This is a genomic window from Pseudomonas sp. TE12234 (genome assembly GCF_054061835.1).
In genome coordinates this window covers 137,660-154,428 of record NZ_JBSSEP010000001.1, presented here as the reverse complement: position 1 = coordinate 154,428, position 16,769 = coordinate 137,660, and the positions used below count along the sequence as shown (strand labels likewise).

General features: G+C 54.0%; 17 protein-coding genes and 1 pseudogene. 7 read left to right on the top strand and 11 right to left on the bottom strand.

Annotated elements, in window-relative coordinates:
- Positions 1-33 precede the first annotated feature (33 nt).
- Positions 34-1,248 (bottom strand): ROK family protein, encoded by a 1,215-nt coding sequence (locus ACVWYU_RS00770; protein ID WP_457371681.1) that lies wholly within the window; start codon positions 1,246-1,248, stop codon positions 34-36.
- A gap of 763 nt (positions 1,249-2,011) precedes the next feature.
- On the bottom strand, positions 2,012-3,094 hold the full coding sequence (locus tag ACVWYU_RS00765) for a hypothetical protein (protein WP_457371680.1): 1,083 nt from the start codon (positions 3,092-3,094) through the stop codon (positions 2,012-2,014).
- A 399-nt stretch (positions 3,095-3,493) separates the two neighbouring features.
- On the opposite strand from ACVWYU_RS00765, the gene ACVWYU_RS00760 reads away from it, so the two are divergent.
- The 4 genes from ACVWYU_RS00760 to ACVWYU_RS00745 all read left to right on the top strand — a co-directional run bounded on the left by ACVWYU_RS00760 (position 3,494) and on the right by ACVWYU_RS00745 (position 6,730).
- Positions 3,494-4,072 carry a hypothetical protein gene (locus ACVWYU_RS00760; protein ID WP_457371679.1) on the top strand — a complete coding sequence of 193 codons (579 nt, stop codon included), beginning with the start codon at positions 3,494-3,496 and terminating at the stop codon, positions 4,070-4,072.
- Between the two features lie 246 nt (positions 4,073-4,318).
- A complete protein-coding gene (locus tag ACVWYU_RS00755; protein ID WP_457371678.1) occupies positions 4,319-5,575 on the top strand; it encodes a nucleoside triphosphate pyrophosphohydrolase family protein in 1,257 nt (418 codons plus the stop codon).
- Positions 5,576-5,672: 97 nt separating this feature from the next.
- Positions 5,673-6,122 carry a hypothetical protein gene (locus ACVWYU_RS00750; RefSeq protein WP_457371677.1) on the top strand — a complete coding sequence of 150 codons (450 nt, stop codon included), beginning with the start codon at positions 5,673-5,675 and terminating at the stop codon, positions 6,120-6,122.
- Positions 6,119-6,730, top strand: a complete 612-nt coding sequence (locus ACVWYU_RS00745; protein WP_457371676.1) for an Nmad2 family putative nucleotide modification protein — start codon at positions 6,119-6,121, stop codon at positions 6,728-6,730. The genes ACVWYU_RS00750 and ACVWYU_RS00745 overlap by 4 nt, the downstream gene beginning before the upstream one ends.
- Positions 6,731-6,967: 237 nt before the next feature.
- On the opposite strand, the gene ACVWYU_RS00740 is transcribed toward ACVWYU_RS00745, so the two are convergent.
- Positions 6,968-7,294, bottom strand: a complete 327-nt coding sequence (locus ACVWYU_RS00740) for a helix-turn-helix domain-containing protein (protein ID WP_457371675.1) — start codon at positions 7,292-7,294, stop codon at positions 6,968-6,970.
- A 66-nt stretch (positions 7,295-7,360) separates the two neighbouring features.
- Between ACVWYU_RS00740 and ACVWYU_RS00735 the strand changes: the two genes are divergently transcribed.
- From ACVWYU_RS00735 to ACVWYU_RS00725, 3 genes are read left to right on the top strand one after another with little or no spacing between them, the layout of a single operon-like run.
- Positions 7,361-7,651 (top strand): DUF4031 domain-containing protein, encoded by a 291-nt coding sequence (locus ACVWYU_RS00735; RefSeq protein ID WP_457371674.1) that lies wholly within the window; start codon positions 7,361-7,363, stop codon positions 7,649-7,651.
- A gap of 20 nt (positions 7,652-7,671) precedes the next feature.
- Positions 7,672-8,886 carry a nucleoside triphosphate pyrophosphohydrolase family protein gene (locus ACVWYU_RS00730; RefSeq protein WP_457371673.1) on the top strand — a complete coding sequence of 405 codons (1,215 nt, stop codon included), beginning with the start codon at positions 7,672-7,674 and terminating at the stop codon, positions 8,884-8,886.
- Positions 8,883-9,554: a uracil-DNA glycosylase gene (locus ACVWYU_RS00725; protein WP_457371672.1), complete on the top strand. Its 672-nt coding sequence runs from the start codon at positions 8,883-8,885 to the stop codon at positions 9,552-9,554. The genes ACVWYU_RS00730 and ACVWYU_RS00725 overlap by 4 nt, the downstream gene beginning before the upstream one ends.
- On the opposite strand, the gene ACVWYU_RS00720 is transcribed toward ACVWYU_RS00725, so the two are convergent.
- From ACVWYU_RS00720 to ACVWYU_RS00685, 8 genes and pseudogenes are all read right to left on the bottom strand, one after another.
- Complete coding sequence (locus tag ACVWYU_RS00720; protein WP_457371671.1) at positions 9,551-10,348, bottom strand: hypothetical protein; 798 nt, start codon at positions 10,346-10,348, stop codon at positions 9,551-9,553. The two genes, ACVWYU_RS00725 and ACVWYU_RS00720, sit on opposite strands and share 4 nt — an antisense overlap.
- On the bottom strand, positions 10,326-10,892 hold the full coding sequence (locus tag ACVWYU_RS00715) for a C1 family peptidase (protein ID WP_457371670.1): 567 nt from the start codon (positions 10,890-10,892) through the stop codon (positions 10,326-10,328). The genes ACVWYU_RS00720 and ACVWYU_RS00715 overlap by 23 nt, the downstream gene beginning before the upstream one ends.
- Before the next feature lie 80 nt (positions 10,893-10,972).
- Complete coding sequence (locus ACVWYU_RS00710) at positions 10,973-11,992, bottom strand: ImmA/IrrE family metallo-endopeptidase (protein ID WP_457371669.1); 1,020 nt, start codon at positions 11,990-11,992, stop codon at positions 10,973-10,975.
- Between the two features lie 3 nt (positions 11,993-11,995).
- The gene (locus ACVWYU_RS00705) at positions 11,996-12,352 is read right to left on the bottom strand and encodes a helix-turn-helix domain-containing protein (protein WP_457371668.1); all 357 of its coding nucleotides are present in this window, start codon (positions 12,350-12,352) and stop codon (positions 11,996-11,998) included.
- Complete coding sequence (locus ACVWYU_RS00700) at positions 12,349-12,621, bottom strand: hypothetical protein (protein ID WP_457371667.1); 273 nt, start codon at positions 12,619-12,621, stop codon at positions 12,349-12,351. The genes ACVWYU_RS00705 and ACVWYU_RS00700 overlap by 4 nt, the downstream gene beginning before the upstream one ends.
- Positions 12,622-13,067: 446 nt before the next feature.
- The gene (locus ACVWYU_RS00695; RefSeq protein ID WP_457371908.1) at positions 13,068-13,958 is read right to left on the bottom strand and encodes a transposase; all 891 of its coding nucleotides are present in this window, start codon (positions 13,956-13,958) and stop codon (positions 13,068-13,070) included.
- A gap of 291 nt (positions 13,959-14,249) precedes the next feature.
- Positions 14,250-14,672 (bottom strand): annotated as a pseudogene (locus ACVWYU_RS00690) (TniQ family protein); the annotation flags it as partial.
- A 352-nt stretch (positions 14,673-15,024) separates the two neighbouring features.
- A complete protein-coding gene (locus ACVWYU_RS00685) occupies positions 15,025-16,758 on the bottom strand; it encodes a TnsD family Tn7-like transposition protein (RefSeq protein WP_457371666.1) in 1,734 nt (577 codons plus the stop codon).
- Positions 16,759-16,769 lie beyond the last annotated feature (11 nt).

The following is a 16,769-nucleotide window of genomic DNA, read 5'->3' as shown; positions in this document are numbered from 1 at the left end:
CAAGCCGGTTAATGCACTTTTTATTAAAGTTTTCTACGGGATAGCTGTTCTACTAAGATACAACTCATTGTCATGCACGTAATTTGGTAGTTGCGGGGAAAAGTACCGACCGTTAACTTCCTGCAGTGCAATTGCCACGGCTCCAAGTAGCCCGGCTTTTTTGCCTAAGTCACAGGCTTCTAGCGGCAGTGGTTCATCCATCATGTCCGTCAGCCAATAGCGGACCCGCTCCAGCATTTCGGGGCGTCCGCCAACGCTGCCGCCTAGCAGACAAAGTTGTGGATCCAGTACGGTGGCGGTTGCCCCTATCGCCTTGGCGCAGCCTCGCGCTACTTGGTCGATAACCTGTTGGGCAACGTCATCGCCTGCGGCAGCACGGTTAAATACTTCAGGTACTTCGTCAACATGAGTACCACTAAGCTCTCGGTAAAAACGCAAAATTGCTTGACCACTCGACACCATTTCTAATGGACCGTGCCGTTTCACCTCCGGATCAGCATCTTCGTTCAGCACTGGCATGTAGCCAATTTCACCCGCACCCCCTCGGGCACCGCGCCACAATTTTCCGTCCAGAATGACCCCCATCCCGATGCCGGTTCCCATCGCGACAAATATGAAACTGTCGCTGGCTTGCCCGCGGCCCCGCCACAACTCCCCGACTGCTGCCAGATTAACTTCGTTTTCCAGCAACACCGGCACACCTAATGCTCGATACAGTGCTTCTTCAAGGTCTGCCCCAGGCAATGCCGGCAAATTCGGAGAGTGATGTACTCGCCGAGTTTTGCGATCAACGACCCCTGGCACCCCGACGACAACCTGCAGTAATTTGCTGCGTTCAATACCGTGCTTTTTCAATAAGTCGTTAATACCCTGCGACAGCTGCCCTACCACCTGGGCACCACCGTCCTTCAGCGGAGAACGGGATTCCTCGATCAATAGGCCTGAAACATCTGCGATCCCCAGCTTCAGATGGGTTCCACCCAGATCACAGACGGCGACATAGCCTGCTTTGGGATTCAATTCGTAGGTAATTGCCGTGCGCCCCAATTTGCCCTGGACACTCCCCACTTCACGTACCCAGCCTGACTCCTCCAACATGGAGACCAATTCCGATACGGTCTGTTTGGACAGCCCCGTCAACTTGGCGACTTGGGCGCGGGACGTCGGACCTTGGCGAACGATGCACTCCATCACAGTCTGGTAATTCACCCGACGTCCAAGTGCCGACTCGGCCAATACCCCATTCATCTTGAATACTCCCTTCCTGAAAAATCTCTTTTGTCTCATCGCCCTATTTAGTTCGGGCTGCGAACGAATTAATACACGCCTGAAAAATTATGTAAAGGATTTTTTCTTCGGACATTCGAAAGCAGCTCTGCATCCAGCTAAGCGCCATCTGGCTACCCAAGGTCACGGTCTGTGTAGCCGACGGCCAGCATGTGGATGATCAGATCGTGATCAATCGACAGACGTCCAACCGAACGAAAGAAATCGGGGGGTGACGAATTAACCTGGCTCACCGGTTAAACGGCCTACCAAAACGATGTCGCGACGCCGCAAAAGTAGCGTGGCTGGCAGAAGGGATCCCATGCTGCGAATCACAGCGCAGGGTAATAGCGTCACAACGGGTTGCTTCCCCCAAGTCAAGGAAGCAACCGTAAAAACCTTTACTCAATGCAGACCGTTGTGACGAAACAATAAAAATTGTCACAACGCCCCCGCTGTTGGCGCTGATGCAATTTTGAACCAGGCTACCGGAATTCGCTGCCCCACCCGAGTACTCAAAAAATGATGACCTTGCGTGTGATTTCCGAGGCAGCATGTGGGTCAGTCAAAATCAGCAGTCTGGGTCAAAATCGCATCAGCGCCGACAACCTCCACGACTCCTCGCTGCTCCACCTGAGATTCAAAAAGCTGCCCTTCGACCTAGAGTGGTTCAGGCCATATCCTTGCCTAAACTGCGGCAAAACATGTGCGATAGAACTCACGACCTGTCGACATGAGTAGGACCCTACTTCTCAGCCTTTTCGCTTTTCAGAACCTTCACGCCGTGAATATCCGGAGTCGCGCAAAAGACCTCTACCGCAGCAGCCTTGACGCAAATTTGGTTATAACCTTGGAGGATCCGATAGTCGTTGACACTGAGAACGCCATTCACCGTGGTGGCTATTTTAGCCTTGAGCTGCTCACGTAAACGCAGATCTCCGGCACGCTCCCCCATCAGTTTGTCCAAAAACTCGCCCTCAACGAACGTATGCTGAATTGCGATTACGCAGTTCTTGGACACGTTCATATAGGTGGCTGGACCATGAGCAGTAGACTCCTTGACCACTCCTGTGTCCGTCAGCAGCGCGCATAGCTCATCAAATACGCTAACGAAGACAGTTGTAGAGAATTCTTTCGCAATGAAGAACTCCTCCACAAACCCATCCAGACTGGGGGTTTCGCCGTCTTCGGTATAGAGGAATAGCAGCAACAGCCGAATCCATTGCTTGTACTCGCCCGAAGAAATGTCATAGGTATTGCAAATATACGCTTCTTCAGAAGAGTTCTTGTCAGTTAGTGCTAGATACAACGCCAATGCACCAGGCTTATCAAGTGAGTGGTCGAGGAAGGGACTGAAGTTCTTCAGTACCTCCTTGATTTTATGGGGATTTCTCAGCCAATTCATCGTCTTATAGGTATAGATGAATTTGACGTAGCCGAGAAATTTCGCGAAATCGAACCCCCCGACCTTGGTCAAGTCGATGGTTTCACGAGTAACCGCGTGTGATCTGACGTCGTTGATCATCTTCAGCAAGCTAGCTACCAGTTCAGGGTGGCGGCTTTCGTACCGACCGAATAAGTGTTCAAAATTCAATCTCTCCTTGTCGCCAACCCGTACCAGGGTAAACAGATCCGGAAACTCGAGAGCTCTTCCGATCTGGCTTTTTCCATCCGAGCGAACTGCAGGATCCTTCCTATCAACAATGGAAAATCGATAGGTGTTCGCCTTCTTCGATTGAGGATCTGCTGAGCAGGAGTTCATTCGCTGCTCCGCTTGAGAAACGTAATGCTGGCTACGTGTCGTATTTCTGAATTCATTAAGATTCATCACAGCGGGCCTTTGATTTTAAAAATGAGCCGGGTGAACGCAATGATGGAGCATATACTTTACCCGGGCGATTGAAGATATGAATATGAGCACCATCGTCGTAGGCTGAAAAATTCAGCTATGCACCGAATGCCAGAGTCTCAAACCTATATTTCAACTCGGGGATTGAAAGAATATACGACGGTCCTATATGGACTCGGCTCGCGTATATCGAGGCTGTAAGCACAAGTCTCTAGTCCCCTGGCCTGACGCAGGCTTCCGCCATCACTCGCAAGCTAAACAATCAAACATTTTGGCCTACAGAAAACTGTAGCCTTGCCGACAACTTGCATATAAAGCTCAGCAACTGGGCTCTTACATACCCGTAGATCATTCCTGATGTTCAGAAGAACACTACCCATGCTTATTGCTCGTTTCAAAAGGCTGCCCCCCACCATGAAAGTCGTGGCCTCCACTATGTCTTTCTTTAGTAGCCTGGCAGGCATTGTTGCCGTCTATTTTATCTTCAACCCGATCACCAACTTCAATTCGGATGTCGTCGGGCGGTGGGATAGCGATTACTCCTACCCGATAACCGGCGGAATCCTAAGTTTTAAAGGCCGCACCAACGTATTCCATGAGGGAAAATACAACGTTTCCGGAGTTGTCACGATAGAGGGCAAGCTCAAGGAGCAAGGCTATAAATTCAGCTACAACGTAGTGGGTGCAGGCAACTGGTCAGCTGACGGCAAGCGGATGACTATCACAATGCAAGCTATGCACTCGTCGACCAAGTCCATCGAGGTCGCAGGAATGGATTTCAGCCCAGATCTGGTAGAAAAGCTGTCGGGAAAGCCTGCTCCACAACTGAGCGACTCCTACCCTAGCGGCATGTCGGACGAATATAGCCTCGAGTCCGTTTCCCCTGAGATTGTGCTGCTTCAGGCAACAGATCCGTTCGGCAAACCCTTTCAGATCAAGATGCGCCGTCAGTCGTAACCACCCGCACCTCAGCGCTCGGAGGCGCCGCCCCTCCGATATCAGTGGGTGGCCGCAAATGCCGCCCGCTCTCGACGCAGGGTGATGACCAATGTCTTCATCTCTGCCCACGTCAGCACCACGACGCTCCATCTGAATCCCAGGACCAGGGCTTGAACAGCTCACATTGGATCTATCATGATGATGGCAAATCGACTTCACACCGTTGACCGTCGAACCTGAGATATCAGATCAGCTGGAGCCTGCATGGACGCGCACACTTCACCCCCATCGAACGACCGCTTCGATCCATCCAAAACACCCGAACATTTCGTCATCCTGCCAACCGAGATTCGTGACGGTCGGATGAGTATCAGCATGTACCAGCAAATCGCGAAAACGACCGACAAGCTGCCTGATGAAGGGCTGGAGCTGACGGTTCTTGGTCTATTCGGCGAGGTCGGCAGTCTCTTGAGTGCTTTCAAGAAACGACAGCGCGATCGGGCGGCTTTCAAACGCTACAACGCAACCATCCTGGAGGAGCTTGGAGACACGCTCTGGTATTTTTCAACACTCGCAACGCGCGCCCAAATTGATCTCTCTACCATCGCTCAACTGGCTTTTCGTAAGCTGGCTGATTGGAGCAGCGTGAAGCCGGCGGACCCCACCCTGGGGTTCGCAGACGTGCAGAACCGCCACGGTCAGCCCGTCCCGGAAGAGTCATTCAGTGCTCAGGTGCTTGCTCTAGCCGGCTGTGTGGGTGACCTTCTCAACGACTTCAAGACCGGAATCTTCGATCACAACCGCGATAAGCTCTCCGCCCATATGGTGGAGATATTTCGGGCGCTGGTCGCCGCTGCGGACTCAGCAGATGTGGACATGGGCGCCGCTGCGCTTGAAAACCTCAAGAAGACCTTCAGTCGATGGCCTGCGGAGACGACCTACCCGCCGCGCTTCGATGCCGCCATGCCTAAAAATGAACGACTCCCTCCGCGGCTGGAGTTCTACATTGCTGAAGAGACGGCAGGCGAGAAGCAGTACGTCATTCAGAAGTGCAACAAGATCATCATTGGCGATCGTCTGACTGACAACAAGAAGGAGCGTGATGACTATCGCTTCCACGATGTCTTCCACCTGGCGTTCGCAGTCCATCTGGGGTGGTCACCCGTACTCCGGGCGCTCCTTCATCTGAAACGTAAATGCGACCCTGAGCTTGACGAAAACCAGGACGGCGCCCGGGCCATTCTCATCGAAGAAGGTGTGGCCACGTTCATCTTTGGTCGCGGGCTTGAGTGCGAACTGTTCGAGAAAGTCGATCACGTCGACTATGACCTGCTGAAGTCCATTCAGGATTTCGTCAGAGGCTACGAAGTTGCCTGGTGCGCATTGTGGCAATGGGAAAAGGCGATCATGGACGGATTCAGCATCTTCCGGCAGCTTGTTGATAAACGAAAAGGTTATGTGATGGCGGACTTCGAGAATCACACGATCAGCTTTCGCGAAGGCAATGACGACGATGAATAGCCATCGTCTGTGCAATGCACTTTAGAGCGTTGAGCACGGCGCTCTCTTCCCTTGAGTCCATCCAATCACCCACACATGCAGTTGAGGAGTTCCAAACATGAGTAGCGATAAAGCGTGCATCGTCTTCACGATAGGGCTCGAATCGAAAGCCCAGGCCGTCTCTCAACAATTGAATGAGCAAGGCTTCGGTGTCTGCATGGCCGAGGCAGAGCAGGAGGAAGTCGAAGCCGCCCAAGCAGCACAGCCCGTATCCGAAGAGATCCAAAGCTGCATCGACAATGCCGTCATCAGCATTTTTTTGATTCCGGAAGAAGGTTACGGGTGCCTGCAAGGGGCTGCCGAACATGCCGCGGCGAGTGGCAAAACCATGGTGGCCATTGCCGAAAATGTCGAATCACTGCCTCAGGTATTCGACGACCATGCCACTTCTGTACTCACGTTCGACAGCCCACGCCTGAGCGACGTCATTCAGGGCGAACAGGTCTGGGAGCGCGCGGACGGCAGCCCGAGCACAGAACGTGAGATTGATCGGGTTAAGTGCCAATGAGTAATGTACCAAAAGTTTTTTCGTATAAGCTCGTGAGGGATTATGGCTTTGCGCCGAATCCGTTTCACGGCATCTGCACGCTGGGCACCTGCAAACCACAGATCAGGAGATCAGCCCAGGTAGGGGATATTATCGTCGGCTGTGGCAGCGTCGCTCTGAACCTGGAGGGAAGGGTCATCTTCGCGATGCGAGTTTCCCACAAGCTTTCCTTCCAGGAATATTGGGATCACGAGGCCTTCCGGATCAAACGACCAAACCTGCGTGCGAGCAAAAGTCTGGCCTATGGTGACAACATGTACCATCGGGATGGCGAGAACTGGATTCAGGAAGACTCGCATCACAGCTTCGTGGGAGGACAGTTGAACCAGGCGAACCTTGTCCGGGATACCTATTCGGACAACGTTTTGATCGGAAAAGAGTTTGTTTATTGGGGGGCGAGCGCAGTGGAGATTCCTGAACATCTACGGCACTTCGCAGGCGACGATCTCTACCCTCATTCACGAAACTACCGAAACACGTTCTCTGAAGCCTTCAGGGCTGAAGTGGATGCCTGGTTCAAGGCTATCCCTGATCGAGGCTTTCGAGGCCGGCCAGCTTCCTGGCGTTAGCCCAGCAGCAGCTAGGCAGCATTCCAAAGGAATCATGTCAGCGTGCGTTCCAGTGGCATCTGGGAGAGACGCTGGTCACTCCCATCAGGAAGGCACAAAAAGCATCCTTTGGGTCAGCACAGACTGCGAATGATGGCGTAGAGGCTGATACTTCCTCTCGAGGTCCATCGACTCCTCAAAGTACTTCGTGCCGACGATATCGGCGTGCGCCTTGCAAGCACTGCTCAAGCCAGAGACCTAGGTTAAATGCCCACCCTCAAGCGCCATTTCAACCCCTTCCAGGAAGTGGCGAATCACCCCTTCGCTTTGCGGCCATGAGCGAATTAACGCCTGGACCTTCTTAGTCACGCTTTCGGATCGAGCGGGCTTGGTATCGGGCGAATACGAAATGTGCAAAAAATCACAAATTTTTAGCAGATTTTTGCTCAGCAGCTTACAGCCACCACGCTCCATCTTGGAGATCTGAGTGTAGTGAACACCAGTGCTCTGATGCAGGTATTTCAGGGTATATCCCTTATGTCTGCGCACGGCTTTTATACTTTTTCCAAGGTCGGATGCGTTCATTTCGATTGAGTTTTTTGCTAACTATGTGCAAAATATTTGCACATTTTTCCCTTCAAGGCGAGCACCATGGCTGTCTATGTTGATGCAGAAGGAATCAAGTGGCGCGGCGGTGAATGGAGCCATCTGGTTGCCGATTCGCTGGATGAGCTGCACGCCTTCGCTGACAGACTCGGGCTGAGACGCAGCTGGTTCCAGTCCAAGACGCTCTATCCGCATTACGATGTCACCAAGTCCGTCAGGACGCGTGCACTGGCGATGGGTGCGCATGGGGCTGACAGGGAAAAAATTGTCCGTTGCGCAAGGCAGATGCGATCCGAGATGATTCAGGCTCATCGAGATGCTCTCTGCGGCATCTAACTAATGGTAAGGGACCTTCCATGCCAGCACCGATTCCGCAGCTACCCTCGCTATCGATCCCTCAATATCGACTGAAGGCCGGCGGTACCAATCGCTTTCATATTGACGAGGGGGGCTATCTGAAGCTGAAGTTTGGATACTTCGGCGAAGTCGGCGGTCTGCTCTCCGCAGTCAAAAAGGTCGGCCGCGACCGCCTGGCAGCATCAATCAGCGAACTGGCTGCCGAGGAGCTGGGTGACGCGCTGTGGTATCTGATCAACATTGCTACAGCCGTGGATGTCGGCCCGGATGAAATAGGTGCCAGCTGCATTTCCTATCTGCGCTCCCAGTATGGGGAGAGCGAGCTGGCTCCAATCCTGCCGGTGACCTTTCGGCACATCGACAGCCTCATGGAGATGCGCAGGAGTCCCGATAATGTCGACCGCTCCTCCCAGCTCGCCAGACTGGCGAACCGCGCAGGTGTTCTGGCCGAGGTTTCGTTTGCATCCATGCGAGCCATGCCCCCCCCGTCGCGCAGCCAGAACTTGGGGATTCATCTTGCTGAACTGGCCATCGCCTGTGCTAGTTTCGAGTTGAGATTCGAGGATGTGGCACGAAGCAATATCGACAAGATCCTCAGCCGGTGGCCAGACAACGAAGCCGTTTATCCCCCACCGTTTGATCTCAAGTGCCCAGATCATGAACAATTCCCCGCCGAATTAGCCATGGAATTCAATGAGCGGGGCACTCCGGAGAACGGCTACGTTGTGCAGAGCCTGAGAGGGGTGTTCATCGGCGATCGACTCACGGACAACAGCAACGAGCCGGACGACTACCGCTTCCACGACGTTTTCCATCTGGCGTACGCTGCCTTCTTGGGCTGGTCGCCGGTACTGCGCGCACTGCTCAAACGCAAGCGTAAGTCCGATTCGAAGAAGGACGAGAACGAAGACGGTGCCCGCGCGATGATCATCGAGGAAGGCATCGCGACCTGGATCTTCAACCATGCCAAGAGCCGCAAGTTTTTTATCGACGCCGAGCCAGGCGCGCTGGATTACAGCGTGCTAAAACAAATCAAAAGCATGGTCGAAGGCTACGAGGTCGAGGCGTGCAAGCTGTGGCAATGGGAAAAAGCGATCCTCACCGGGTTTCAGATCTTTCGCGAATTGCAGAAGCACCGGGGTGGCACCGTACATATCAACGTGCTCGAGCACACCATGCACTTTGAACCTTTAGAAAAGAAAGAGCAGCCATGAACCCTACCGCCTTTGTGAATGCCCTGTCTGAGCTGAAGCTGGACAACGTGTTCAATCCCTACGCTGACAAATGCCCCGTCCATGACCGCAGCGATGCCGTCGCCGCACGCCGGCGAAATCTGCGTGGCTACCTCAAGGCCGCGACCGATATCGGTGTCGACACCATCTGGATGGGACGAGATCTGGGGTATCGCGGCGGGCGGCGGACCGGGCTTGCGCTGACCGACGAATACCACCTGCCAGAAATGATGCAACGTTACCCTGGCTCCAACTTCAAACAAGCAACGGTCGGCCCGGCAGTGGTCGAGCGCACGGCATCCGAAATCTGGTCGGTGCTCAGGGCGCTCGCGCTACCGCCGCTACTGTGGAACGTGTTCCCGTTTCACCCACACGAGCCAGGCAACCCGTTTACCAATCGCAAATTCACCGCACGAGAGCTGCAGAAGGTTGACCTGCTCAACGAGACATTGATCAAGTGGCTGGGCGTGCGCCGGGTCGTCGCCATTGGCGGGGATGCCTACAGCTACGCGAGCCGGTTCGATGTCGAAGTTGTTGCCATCCGACATCCAAGCTACGGAGGCATCAAGGACTTCCGCAACGGAATGAGTGCCCTGTACAACATCCCGGTTGAGACATTCAGTTCGAAACGCCAGGGTTCGCTGTTCTAATCAGGAAACGCCGCGAGCATTTGCTTGGCTTCTGCCGCGCCGCCCAGCGATTCCACATCCAGGAACGCGTGGGTGGCAATGCAGGTCAGAACGCCCCGCTCGAATTCGGACTCATCGCTGACAAACTTATGCAGATTGCTCAGCCCGATCAGGTTTCCCAGCGCCCTCTGGCCGTACCAATGAGATCGGTACACCGCCGTCAGGTCCAGCTTGTCGCCGGTGACCTTGAAACTGAGATGGCTTAGGCACGGCATATTCATCGGCTTATTCCCGTCAGTCGCAGGGTCGTACAACGGCAATTCGAAGCCGAATCCGTCGTCTTCAATGTCATATTCGACATCCACCACACCCAGCTCGTATACCGCCTGATAGCAGCGGCCAGCTTTGGAGGCCTGAAGTTTGCGGACGATCACCTCCAATGGATTAAAGGCCGTCTTGCCGTCCCGGCTGACCCTGCGCATCATCCTGTGAGCATAGGTTCCCCACGTCCCACCCTTCATCCCGCGAGCCATCGCGTTCAGGTAAGACTCATAGAATGCGGGACGCCCATCCCTGCGATACATCTCGTTCGGGAAGATGGTGCCCGCTACCGTCTGCACACTAAGCTTCGGCCAGCGCCGCCGGATCGCAGTATCGACCGCACCAATGACATCTCTGTCCTGCGCTTCCAGAGCGCCGGGCGAAGCGATCTCCAACACCAGGTTTCTGGCAACGTAATCTGGGCACGTCGCCAGATGGCGGGCCGCGGCCAGCCAGGCGGACACTACTCGGTCATGCTGAATCAGGACTGCCATGTTCCACTCCAAATGCGCACGTCGCATGCACAGCGATATATTCAGCCGGGATCCAGGCGTGACCCTGCTGGCCCCACTCTTCCCCCCAGCTGTTGCGGATTAAAAACCAAGCCTCGCCGAGAGCGTCAACGCCCAGTCCCACAGTCACCACTGCGTGCTGCATCGCCCCGGGAACGACCGAATGACTGAACGGGATGATTCCATCGACAGGCGCATAGAACTCGTAGGTAAGCCGCAAGGCCAATCCAACAGGCACGCCCATGCGAATACTATCGATCAGTTCATCGACGGCGGCATTGAAAAAGCGGATGGGGTGACCAAACAACTCAAGCGCGTCAGGCAGGGCCTCAAGGGGAACAGCGGGCTCATCTGCCCGATAAGGAAAATCGGCTTCCCTGGCATGACCAACCTTCGAAGCTTCAGCCGCTGCAGCGGCCTGCACCCCGTCACCGGGTTGCCATCCGGGAATCCTCTGGATCGTCGCGCGGTAGAAATACTCGGGCCCAAGATCATCATCAGCAAATTGACGATTCAAATCGGTCACGGCGAAGGCCACGCACGTCGGACGATTCCCCTGGTTTCTTGCTTTGACCGGGGAGCTGTCGACCAGACACTCGACTGTTATCACGAGCCAGTGACCTCTCGAATCAGCGCGCGCTTCGATTCGCGAGAAAGCCCTTCAGCGATCGGCTCGAAATGAGTCTTGGAATGAAAAGAGGCATCGCCGGCCTGCTTGCCCATCCATGGCCGAACTTCGGAAAGCGTTACCGGGTGGGGTTGTTCAACATCCATCCGCTGCGCCGAGAGCACATAGTCCAGCGTGGGTTCAGCACCGAACACAACGGCCTGCGGATCCATAGGGCGCGCGGTCGTCAACGGAGCCAGTGTAAAACCTTGTTCGGTCACCTGCTCCACCGAGTCCGCCCGCCACAGGTAGCCAGCGGATGCGTGGCTCTTGAGGCGCACCACCAAGTGATCTTCCGGACGAGGCTCCAGAACCGAGGATTGATCGGATTCGTCGAATAGCCACACGTCCTTCGTGGCATCCGGCAGTTGTCCCTGAAGCAGTGACTGCTTGATCGAGGCAGGCTGTACTTTCAACAGCTCCTGAACCGCGTCGTATGAAAGGATCTTGTGCCGGACCAGAGACCAGGCCGCTGCGGAATAGCTCACGCCCAGTCGAAGGGACATCTGGTAGAGCACGTGAGGGTTACTCAGCGACGCCTTGTTCCAGCCCTTGCGCTTGCAGATGATGGACAGCAGAGGCCGCGGCACCAACAGGTGGTAGCCGAAGGTTTCAGCCTCCTGTTCCATTACGGCGGCCTGGCCACCATAGTCGATGGTTTCATCCAGCGCGCTCTGATGTCCCATGAAGTAATGCCCTAATTCATGAGCGCAGGTCATGTGGATCAGGCCGGCGGGGCGAGCCGAGTTCACCAGAATCCCAGGGCAATCCTCACGCATGAAAGCGCCGAGAAGCTTTTCCATAGGGCGCAACAAAACCGAAATGCCCTCGTCTGCTGCAATGCGAAAGGGATCAATACGTGTGTAGCCGTCTTGCTCGATGCGCTCCATGGCGCGAGAGGACGTGAAGACCTCGGCAGCCACCTTGGCTGTCGCCATCGCGATGTCGCGTGCGGCCATGATTTACTCCCCGCGGTTACGCACAGATTGCTTCAGAAATTCAGCAAAGCGTGCGACTTCTTCCAGATCTTTGTCGGATAAGCCCTTCACCGCCCTTGCCAGGAACGCCAGTTGCTCCGGCCCGCTGGGAGCAGGCTCAATGCCCGTCAAAAGGTATTCCAATGTTCGGCGATATAGCTTCGCCAGCTTCCCGAGCTCGGTCGCCTCGACCTTTCTGGCACCCAGCTCGATGTTAGTGATCGATGGACGAGACAACCCCAAGGCCGTTGCGACTTCTTCTTGCGAGAGCCCTACATACTCGCGAGCCTGCCGCAGGCGATCACCCATATCATTGCGGTCCGAAGACATGACATCGCTCATTTCGGCACCTCTTTGAGATGCCGGAGCACCTTATCGGTAACGTCAGTGACGAACTGCTCCTTCGAGCTATAACCGCCATGGCGGATGATCAGCTCAACGGGCAGCTTGCGCTGGACCAGCTTGTCGATACCAACAAACGCGTCGACAGCAGAGATGGAGTCCAGAGGAGCCCCCAGTTGATCTGTCGACAAGGGGTCGTCGATGATGTCCTGCGCTCGCCTGTCCCAAAAAGCATTTAGCAAGGTCTCGATTTGCGTCTTGATATCCATTGCGCGCTGCTCGTAAGAAAATCAAACCATAGCCGTATGAAATCAATACGTCAAAGCGAAACACCGTCAGAAGATGCGGTATCGTCCGGGTGCCGATAGTAACATTGGATCCCAAGCAAAGATCAATTCGCCACTATCGCCTGCTAAATCCATACAACTCCCAAAACAGACAGGGTAAGGATCTACCCACAGTCTCCTGTTCAGGATGAGGCACCTGTGGCCAATGGTGAGTTTCAGCTATCTGAAAGAAGTAGTGTTCAGGACTTTTACGCGACCCTGTATGGACCGAACACATGGCGACGGGTGTGCGGGAATATGGCGGACACTTTTCAGCGAGCCCATTTCGAGGGGAAACCATCATGCCCCGAGACAATTGACGCCCAGCAGCTTAGAAAAACCTCCCTGAGGTGGATAACTTCAGGGAGGTGTCCGCTGATACGATAGCCCTAAAAACTGATCGGCATCGGTGGCCCCTCCCAATTTCTTGAAACGCCAGTAGACTTCAGCAAGGCCTCTGCCTCTACACCTGTTTTGGAGAAGCTTTCCAAGTCCCACTCAAAAAAGCTGGTAAACGCCTTGAACACCTTGGCTGCCACTACCGACGTCAACCTCACCGTCTCGTATCTCACTGGGAGCTTCATCTTGATCAACTCAGCGACAGTCCACACCAAGATTCTCAATCGGAAATGCCAGACAGACTCCTGATGAAGTTTGATCAGCTGATAAGTCTGGGGGAATTTCTGTGTGCGCAGGCTTATCTCATGGGGCAACGATCTTGGAAGCAGCGTTTGCAAATTACGCATGTTGACCCGCTTCAGATTCGTCGTACACCGGTATAAATCATCCACGCCGGCTTGGATGAGCGCTGCATAATCGGCATCTCGTGGGTCAACAGCCATTTCGACAGCAGCCACAACTTTTTTGGGTGCCCGAAACTTTGCCATCAGCCATGCATTATCGTTCTCTTTAATCCATTTAGTGGGCCTATAGGCTTCTTTCCATAGATAATCCATATCAGCGTCGGAACGAAGGGCCAAAAGCATTTCAATTTTTTTGCGATAGGTAGCTCTTTTGCTGCCCTGGCTATCTTCAGCCTCTCCTTGACGAATAGGGCTTGAAGCGCTTAGTAAAATTGATTCGTTCCTCAGTGCAGTCTCGAACATATCTGCGTTTTTGAACAAATGAAGGGCAATAATTAAATGTCTAGCGAGAGGCATGTTGAGTTGACCTTTGTCGGATTTCAACCTAATCCATTGTTCATGTTTACCTTTGTGATAGGCCGGGTCAATCTTTGACAAAAGTTCGTCACCGAAGGAGTCTTGAATGCTCGCAAACAACTTCGCGATCCCTGCGTTATGTCCGAATACATAGCCACGCTTTTTACACTGTCGCACATAGCAAGAACTTAATACTGCACTACCTATCGGCGGCATATTTCGGTTGAGAATTTCGTATGCGAATAGTGCAACTCTTTTTTCCAGATGAGAACCTTTTAGCGTTGTTGACGACTGGAGGGGACTCCAACCGCAAGCGCACGGTTCAGTCAGGTTTGGGAGTAACTTTAGTTTTCGATAGAAGGGATGCGAGCATTTGGGGCACGCATGGACAAGTGAGTCTCCATGCCGCCAGCAGACGGCGACCCCTGGTATATGGTGTGATCGATGCCAGTAGGCATAACCCTGCTCGATCAGGTCTTCCTGGACGCAGGAGGGGCAAAGCTTAGCCATACCATGGGTGGACTCCTCTCTACGGGGTACGCGCACCACCCCATCAATAGTGGGCGGTCCTGCGTGCTGAGGCCCTAGTCTGACGCCCAGAAATGGTCTGTACGCCGGAAAAGTGGTGTTAGCGCTGATCAGCTCTGAGAAATTGGACTCCGATTGACCCGGCAGCCTACCGGCCAGGGTCTCGATCTGCTTTGGTACGATGGTGCTCATGCAAAAAGGTGTCGTATCAAATAGATCGCGGTACGTCTCTGCCGCGGTCCTATTGCCTGATAGGAAGTGATATCGGGTGATACGAGAATGCAGCATCTCGTCCGGCATTGACATTGGGAAGAATAGAAGATCAGACATCTTTTCCGAATTACAATCTATGGTTAAAAATGACATGCAAATGGTACTAGATATATTTGTATCACACCCAAGTTTGTACCAAGGTTAGTTTTTTTTGTAAAAACCACGATGCGAAGACCGTGTACCCAGTAGCACTGAGGCATTTACCTGAGCATTGCGACGTCGAGCATCACATAGATACTCGACACGTATTGATAGGGTTAATTTGAGCTGCTCTGCGGTTGCGGTGAAAAATAGGATCTGATTGCTGGAAAGGTCAATACCGCTAACCCAATAGAGTCGTGGGTTACAGCTTTTTGCGGTTGTACCATAACGCGGTGTTGTTCTATTAATTAGAACAACCGGTATCAACATATGAAGATGCGGATGGGATTAAACGTTCGCAACTATCGGCTGTTTGCGTCGAGGGCCTGATGCTCGCTACCCGGTAAAGTGAAGACTTCGAAAAGGGCCTTCCTTCCGAAAGCAGTTTGCACCTCGCCCACTGCAAGCGCCGATCGCGGAAGGCTTCGGCTGACTCACAGGCCTTTTCGAGCGCTGTCCTACAGAGGGGTAGCTTCAATAGTTGCTTGTCGAAACGAGAAAGCACATGGAGCTCTCGGCCAATCCTGGTACGTGAGATGCGGACAGGCTTTCCAGGTAAAGCGCTAAGTGCATTGGCGCAGAGCAGTATGTCACGAGCTAGCCTCGAATCGAGAGCGGCAAACATCTGAGCGCTGTTCGTGCGAGGTGCTCGACGGGCACTTGAGCTCGAAGTACATTGCGAAAGCCAATGCCTATCACAACGGTACAACCACGCATATCCTCGACAAGCGTGTGCCTTGTAGTTGCAGTAGTCTGCTTCAAAGACAGCACGCTTTTCGCGGAGCTCTGCCTGAAACCTAGCCTCCCTCCAGACCGCCGGCCCGCCTGCAACATTGCGGATGGACCGATAAACGTATGCCAATGAAACGCCAGCGATGGCTGCAATCGTTCGCACATCGGTTCCCATCATAGCGTGCTTCCACACAGCGGCAACCGAGCCCTCCTGGCCATTACTGGCAGCTAAGGATGGGACGCTCTCGGGTAGCCGAATGTGAGGTTTCGAAATAGACGCCGAATCCGGCTCAACACAGCCGACATGCAGCAGCCTGGCCATCTCGACCCTCAGTGCGCTGGCCAGCAGTATGAATTTGAGCGGATGGTGAGAAGCTCTGGGCTTACGGAGCAGCTTGATGACCCATTCGGCTGGCATATCCTCTCGAGACTCGCCGAGTACCCGAAACTCCCATTCAGATGGGAACGCAGCGAAACTCTCGCCAATGTGTTTTGCGAGCAACTGCAGGTGCAAACGATCGGTTTCAGATGCAAGGCCGAGCTTCGCTGCGCCTTGAACAAGCGCGTAGCGCACCGCGCATGCCGGTAGCGCACTAACACCAGATTCGAGCACCTGCTGTGAGCGCAGCGCTATGTCCTTTAGCGCGAGTAGGTACCGCGACGGGATATCAAGCGAGACAGTGTGCGCTTGTACACTGTCGTCGCTGGGTAGATTGAGGTATCGAGAGTTGCGACTGGACCAGCGATGATCCAGGATCCTGAGCAATGTGCCGTGATACGGACACACCAGCACGCCTGGAAGCAGGTGAACCCTGTGCCAGTAAGCAACGCCCCATTCAGACTGATCCTGGGCAATACACTCCGCGCAGCACCTAACCCTGGAGGCGAAGCCAATACGGCTCGCGTTAACCCCCACGGTGAGCATCAACGCTCTGCCATCACCTGCCATGGACGTCCGAGCCTGATCTAGCTGGCTGCGGCTTAGGAAAGGCGCATAGTAAGGTAGCAGCGTATGGTGCTCGATAAGCTCGGCTATCGATAGCTCGGTGCCGTTGGGTAGCACATCTGCCAGATCAGCCAGCCGACTTGGAAGAGCCACATTCTGCGAAAAGGTCGGAGCAGATTTCATGCCGGCGAAGGCTGCCTGAGAGCAGCGAAATCCGCAAAGACGCGCATAGCGAGAAATCAAGCTATGAAGCGTCTCGTCAGGAAATCCTGTGGGGAAGAAATGGAGATGACCATCCACTTCACCACCTC

Bases quoted from the DNA above. Each gene is read 5' to 3' on its own strand.
- ACVWYU_RS00710 (WP_457371669.1), bottom strand. From the start codon at position 11,992: ATGGCCGCACGCGACATCGCGATGGCGACAGCCAAGGTGGCTGCCGAG.
- ACVWYU_RS00750 (WP_457371677.1), top strand. From the start codon at position 5,673: ATGAGTAGCGATAAAGCGTGCATCGTCTTCACGATAGGGCTCGAATCG.
- ACVWYU_RS00705 (WP_457371668.1), bottom strand. From the start codon at position 12,352: ATGAGCGATGTCATGTCTTCGGACCGCAATGATATGGGTGATCGCCTG.
- ACVWYU_RS00760 (WP_457371679.1), top strand. From the start codon at position 3,494: ATGCTTATTGCTCGTTTCAAAAGGCTGCCCCCCACCATGAAAGTCGTG.
- ACVWYU_RS00720 (WP_457371671.1), bottom strand. From the start codon at position 10,348: ATGGCAGTCCTGATTCAGCATGACCGAGTAGTGTCCGCCTGGCTGGCC.
- ACVWYU_RS00725 (WP_457371672.1), top strand. From the start codon at position 8,883: ATGAACCCTACCGCCTTTGTGAATGCCCTGTCTGAGCTGAAGCTGGAC.
- ACVWYU_RS00700 (WP_457371667.1), bottom strand. From the start codon at position 12,621: ATGGATATCAAGACGCAAATCGAGACCTTGCTAAATGCTTTTTGGGAC.
- ACVWYU_RS00755 (WP_457371678.1), top strand. From the start codon at position 4,319: ATGGACGCGCACACTTCACCCCCATCGAACGACCGCTTCGATCCATCC.
- ACVWYU_RS00735 (WP_457371674.1), top strand. From the start codon at position 7,361: ATGGCTGTCTATGTTGATGCAGAAGGAATCAAGTGGCGCGGCGGTGAA.
- ACVWYU_RS00740 (WP_457371675.1), bottom strand. From the start codon at position 7,294: ATGAACGCATCCGACCTTGGAAAAAGTATAAAAGCCGTGCGCAGACAT.
- ACVWYU_RS00765 (WP_457371680.1), bottom strand. From the start codon at position 3,094: ATGAATCTTAATGAATTCAGAAATACGACACGTAGCCAGCATTACGTT.
- ACVWYU_RS00745 (WP_457371676.1), top strand. From the start codon at position 6,119: ATGAGTAATGTACCAAAAGTTTTTTCGTATAAGCTCGTGAGGGATTAT.
- ACVWYU_RS00730 (WP_457371673.1), top strand. From the start codon at position 7,672: ATGCCAGCACCGATTCCGCAGCTACCCTCGCTATCGATCCCTCAATAT.
- ACVWYU_RS00770 (WP_457371681.1), bottom strand. From the start codon at position 1,248: ATGAATGGGGTATTGGCCGAGTCGGCACTTGGACGTCGGGTGAATTAC.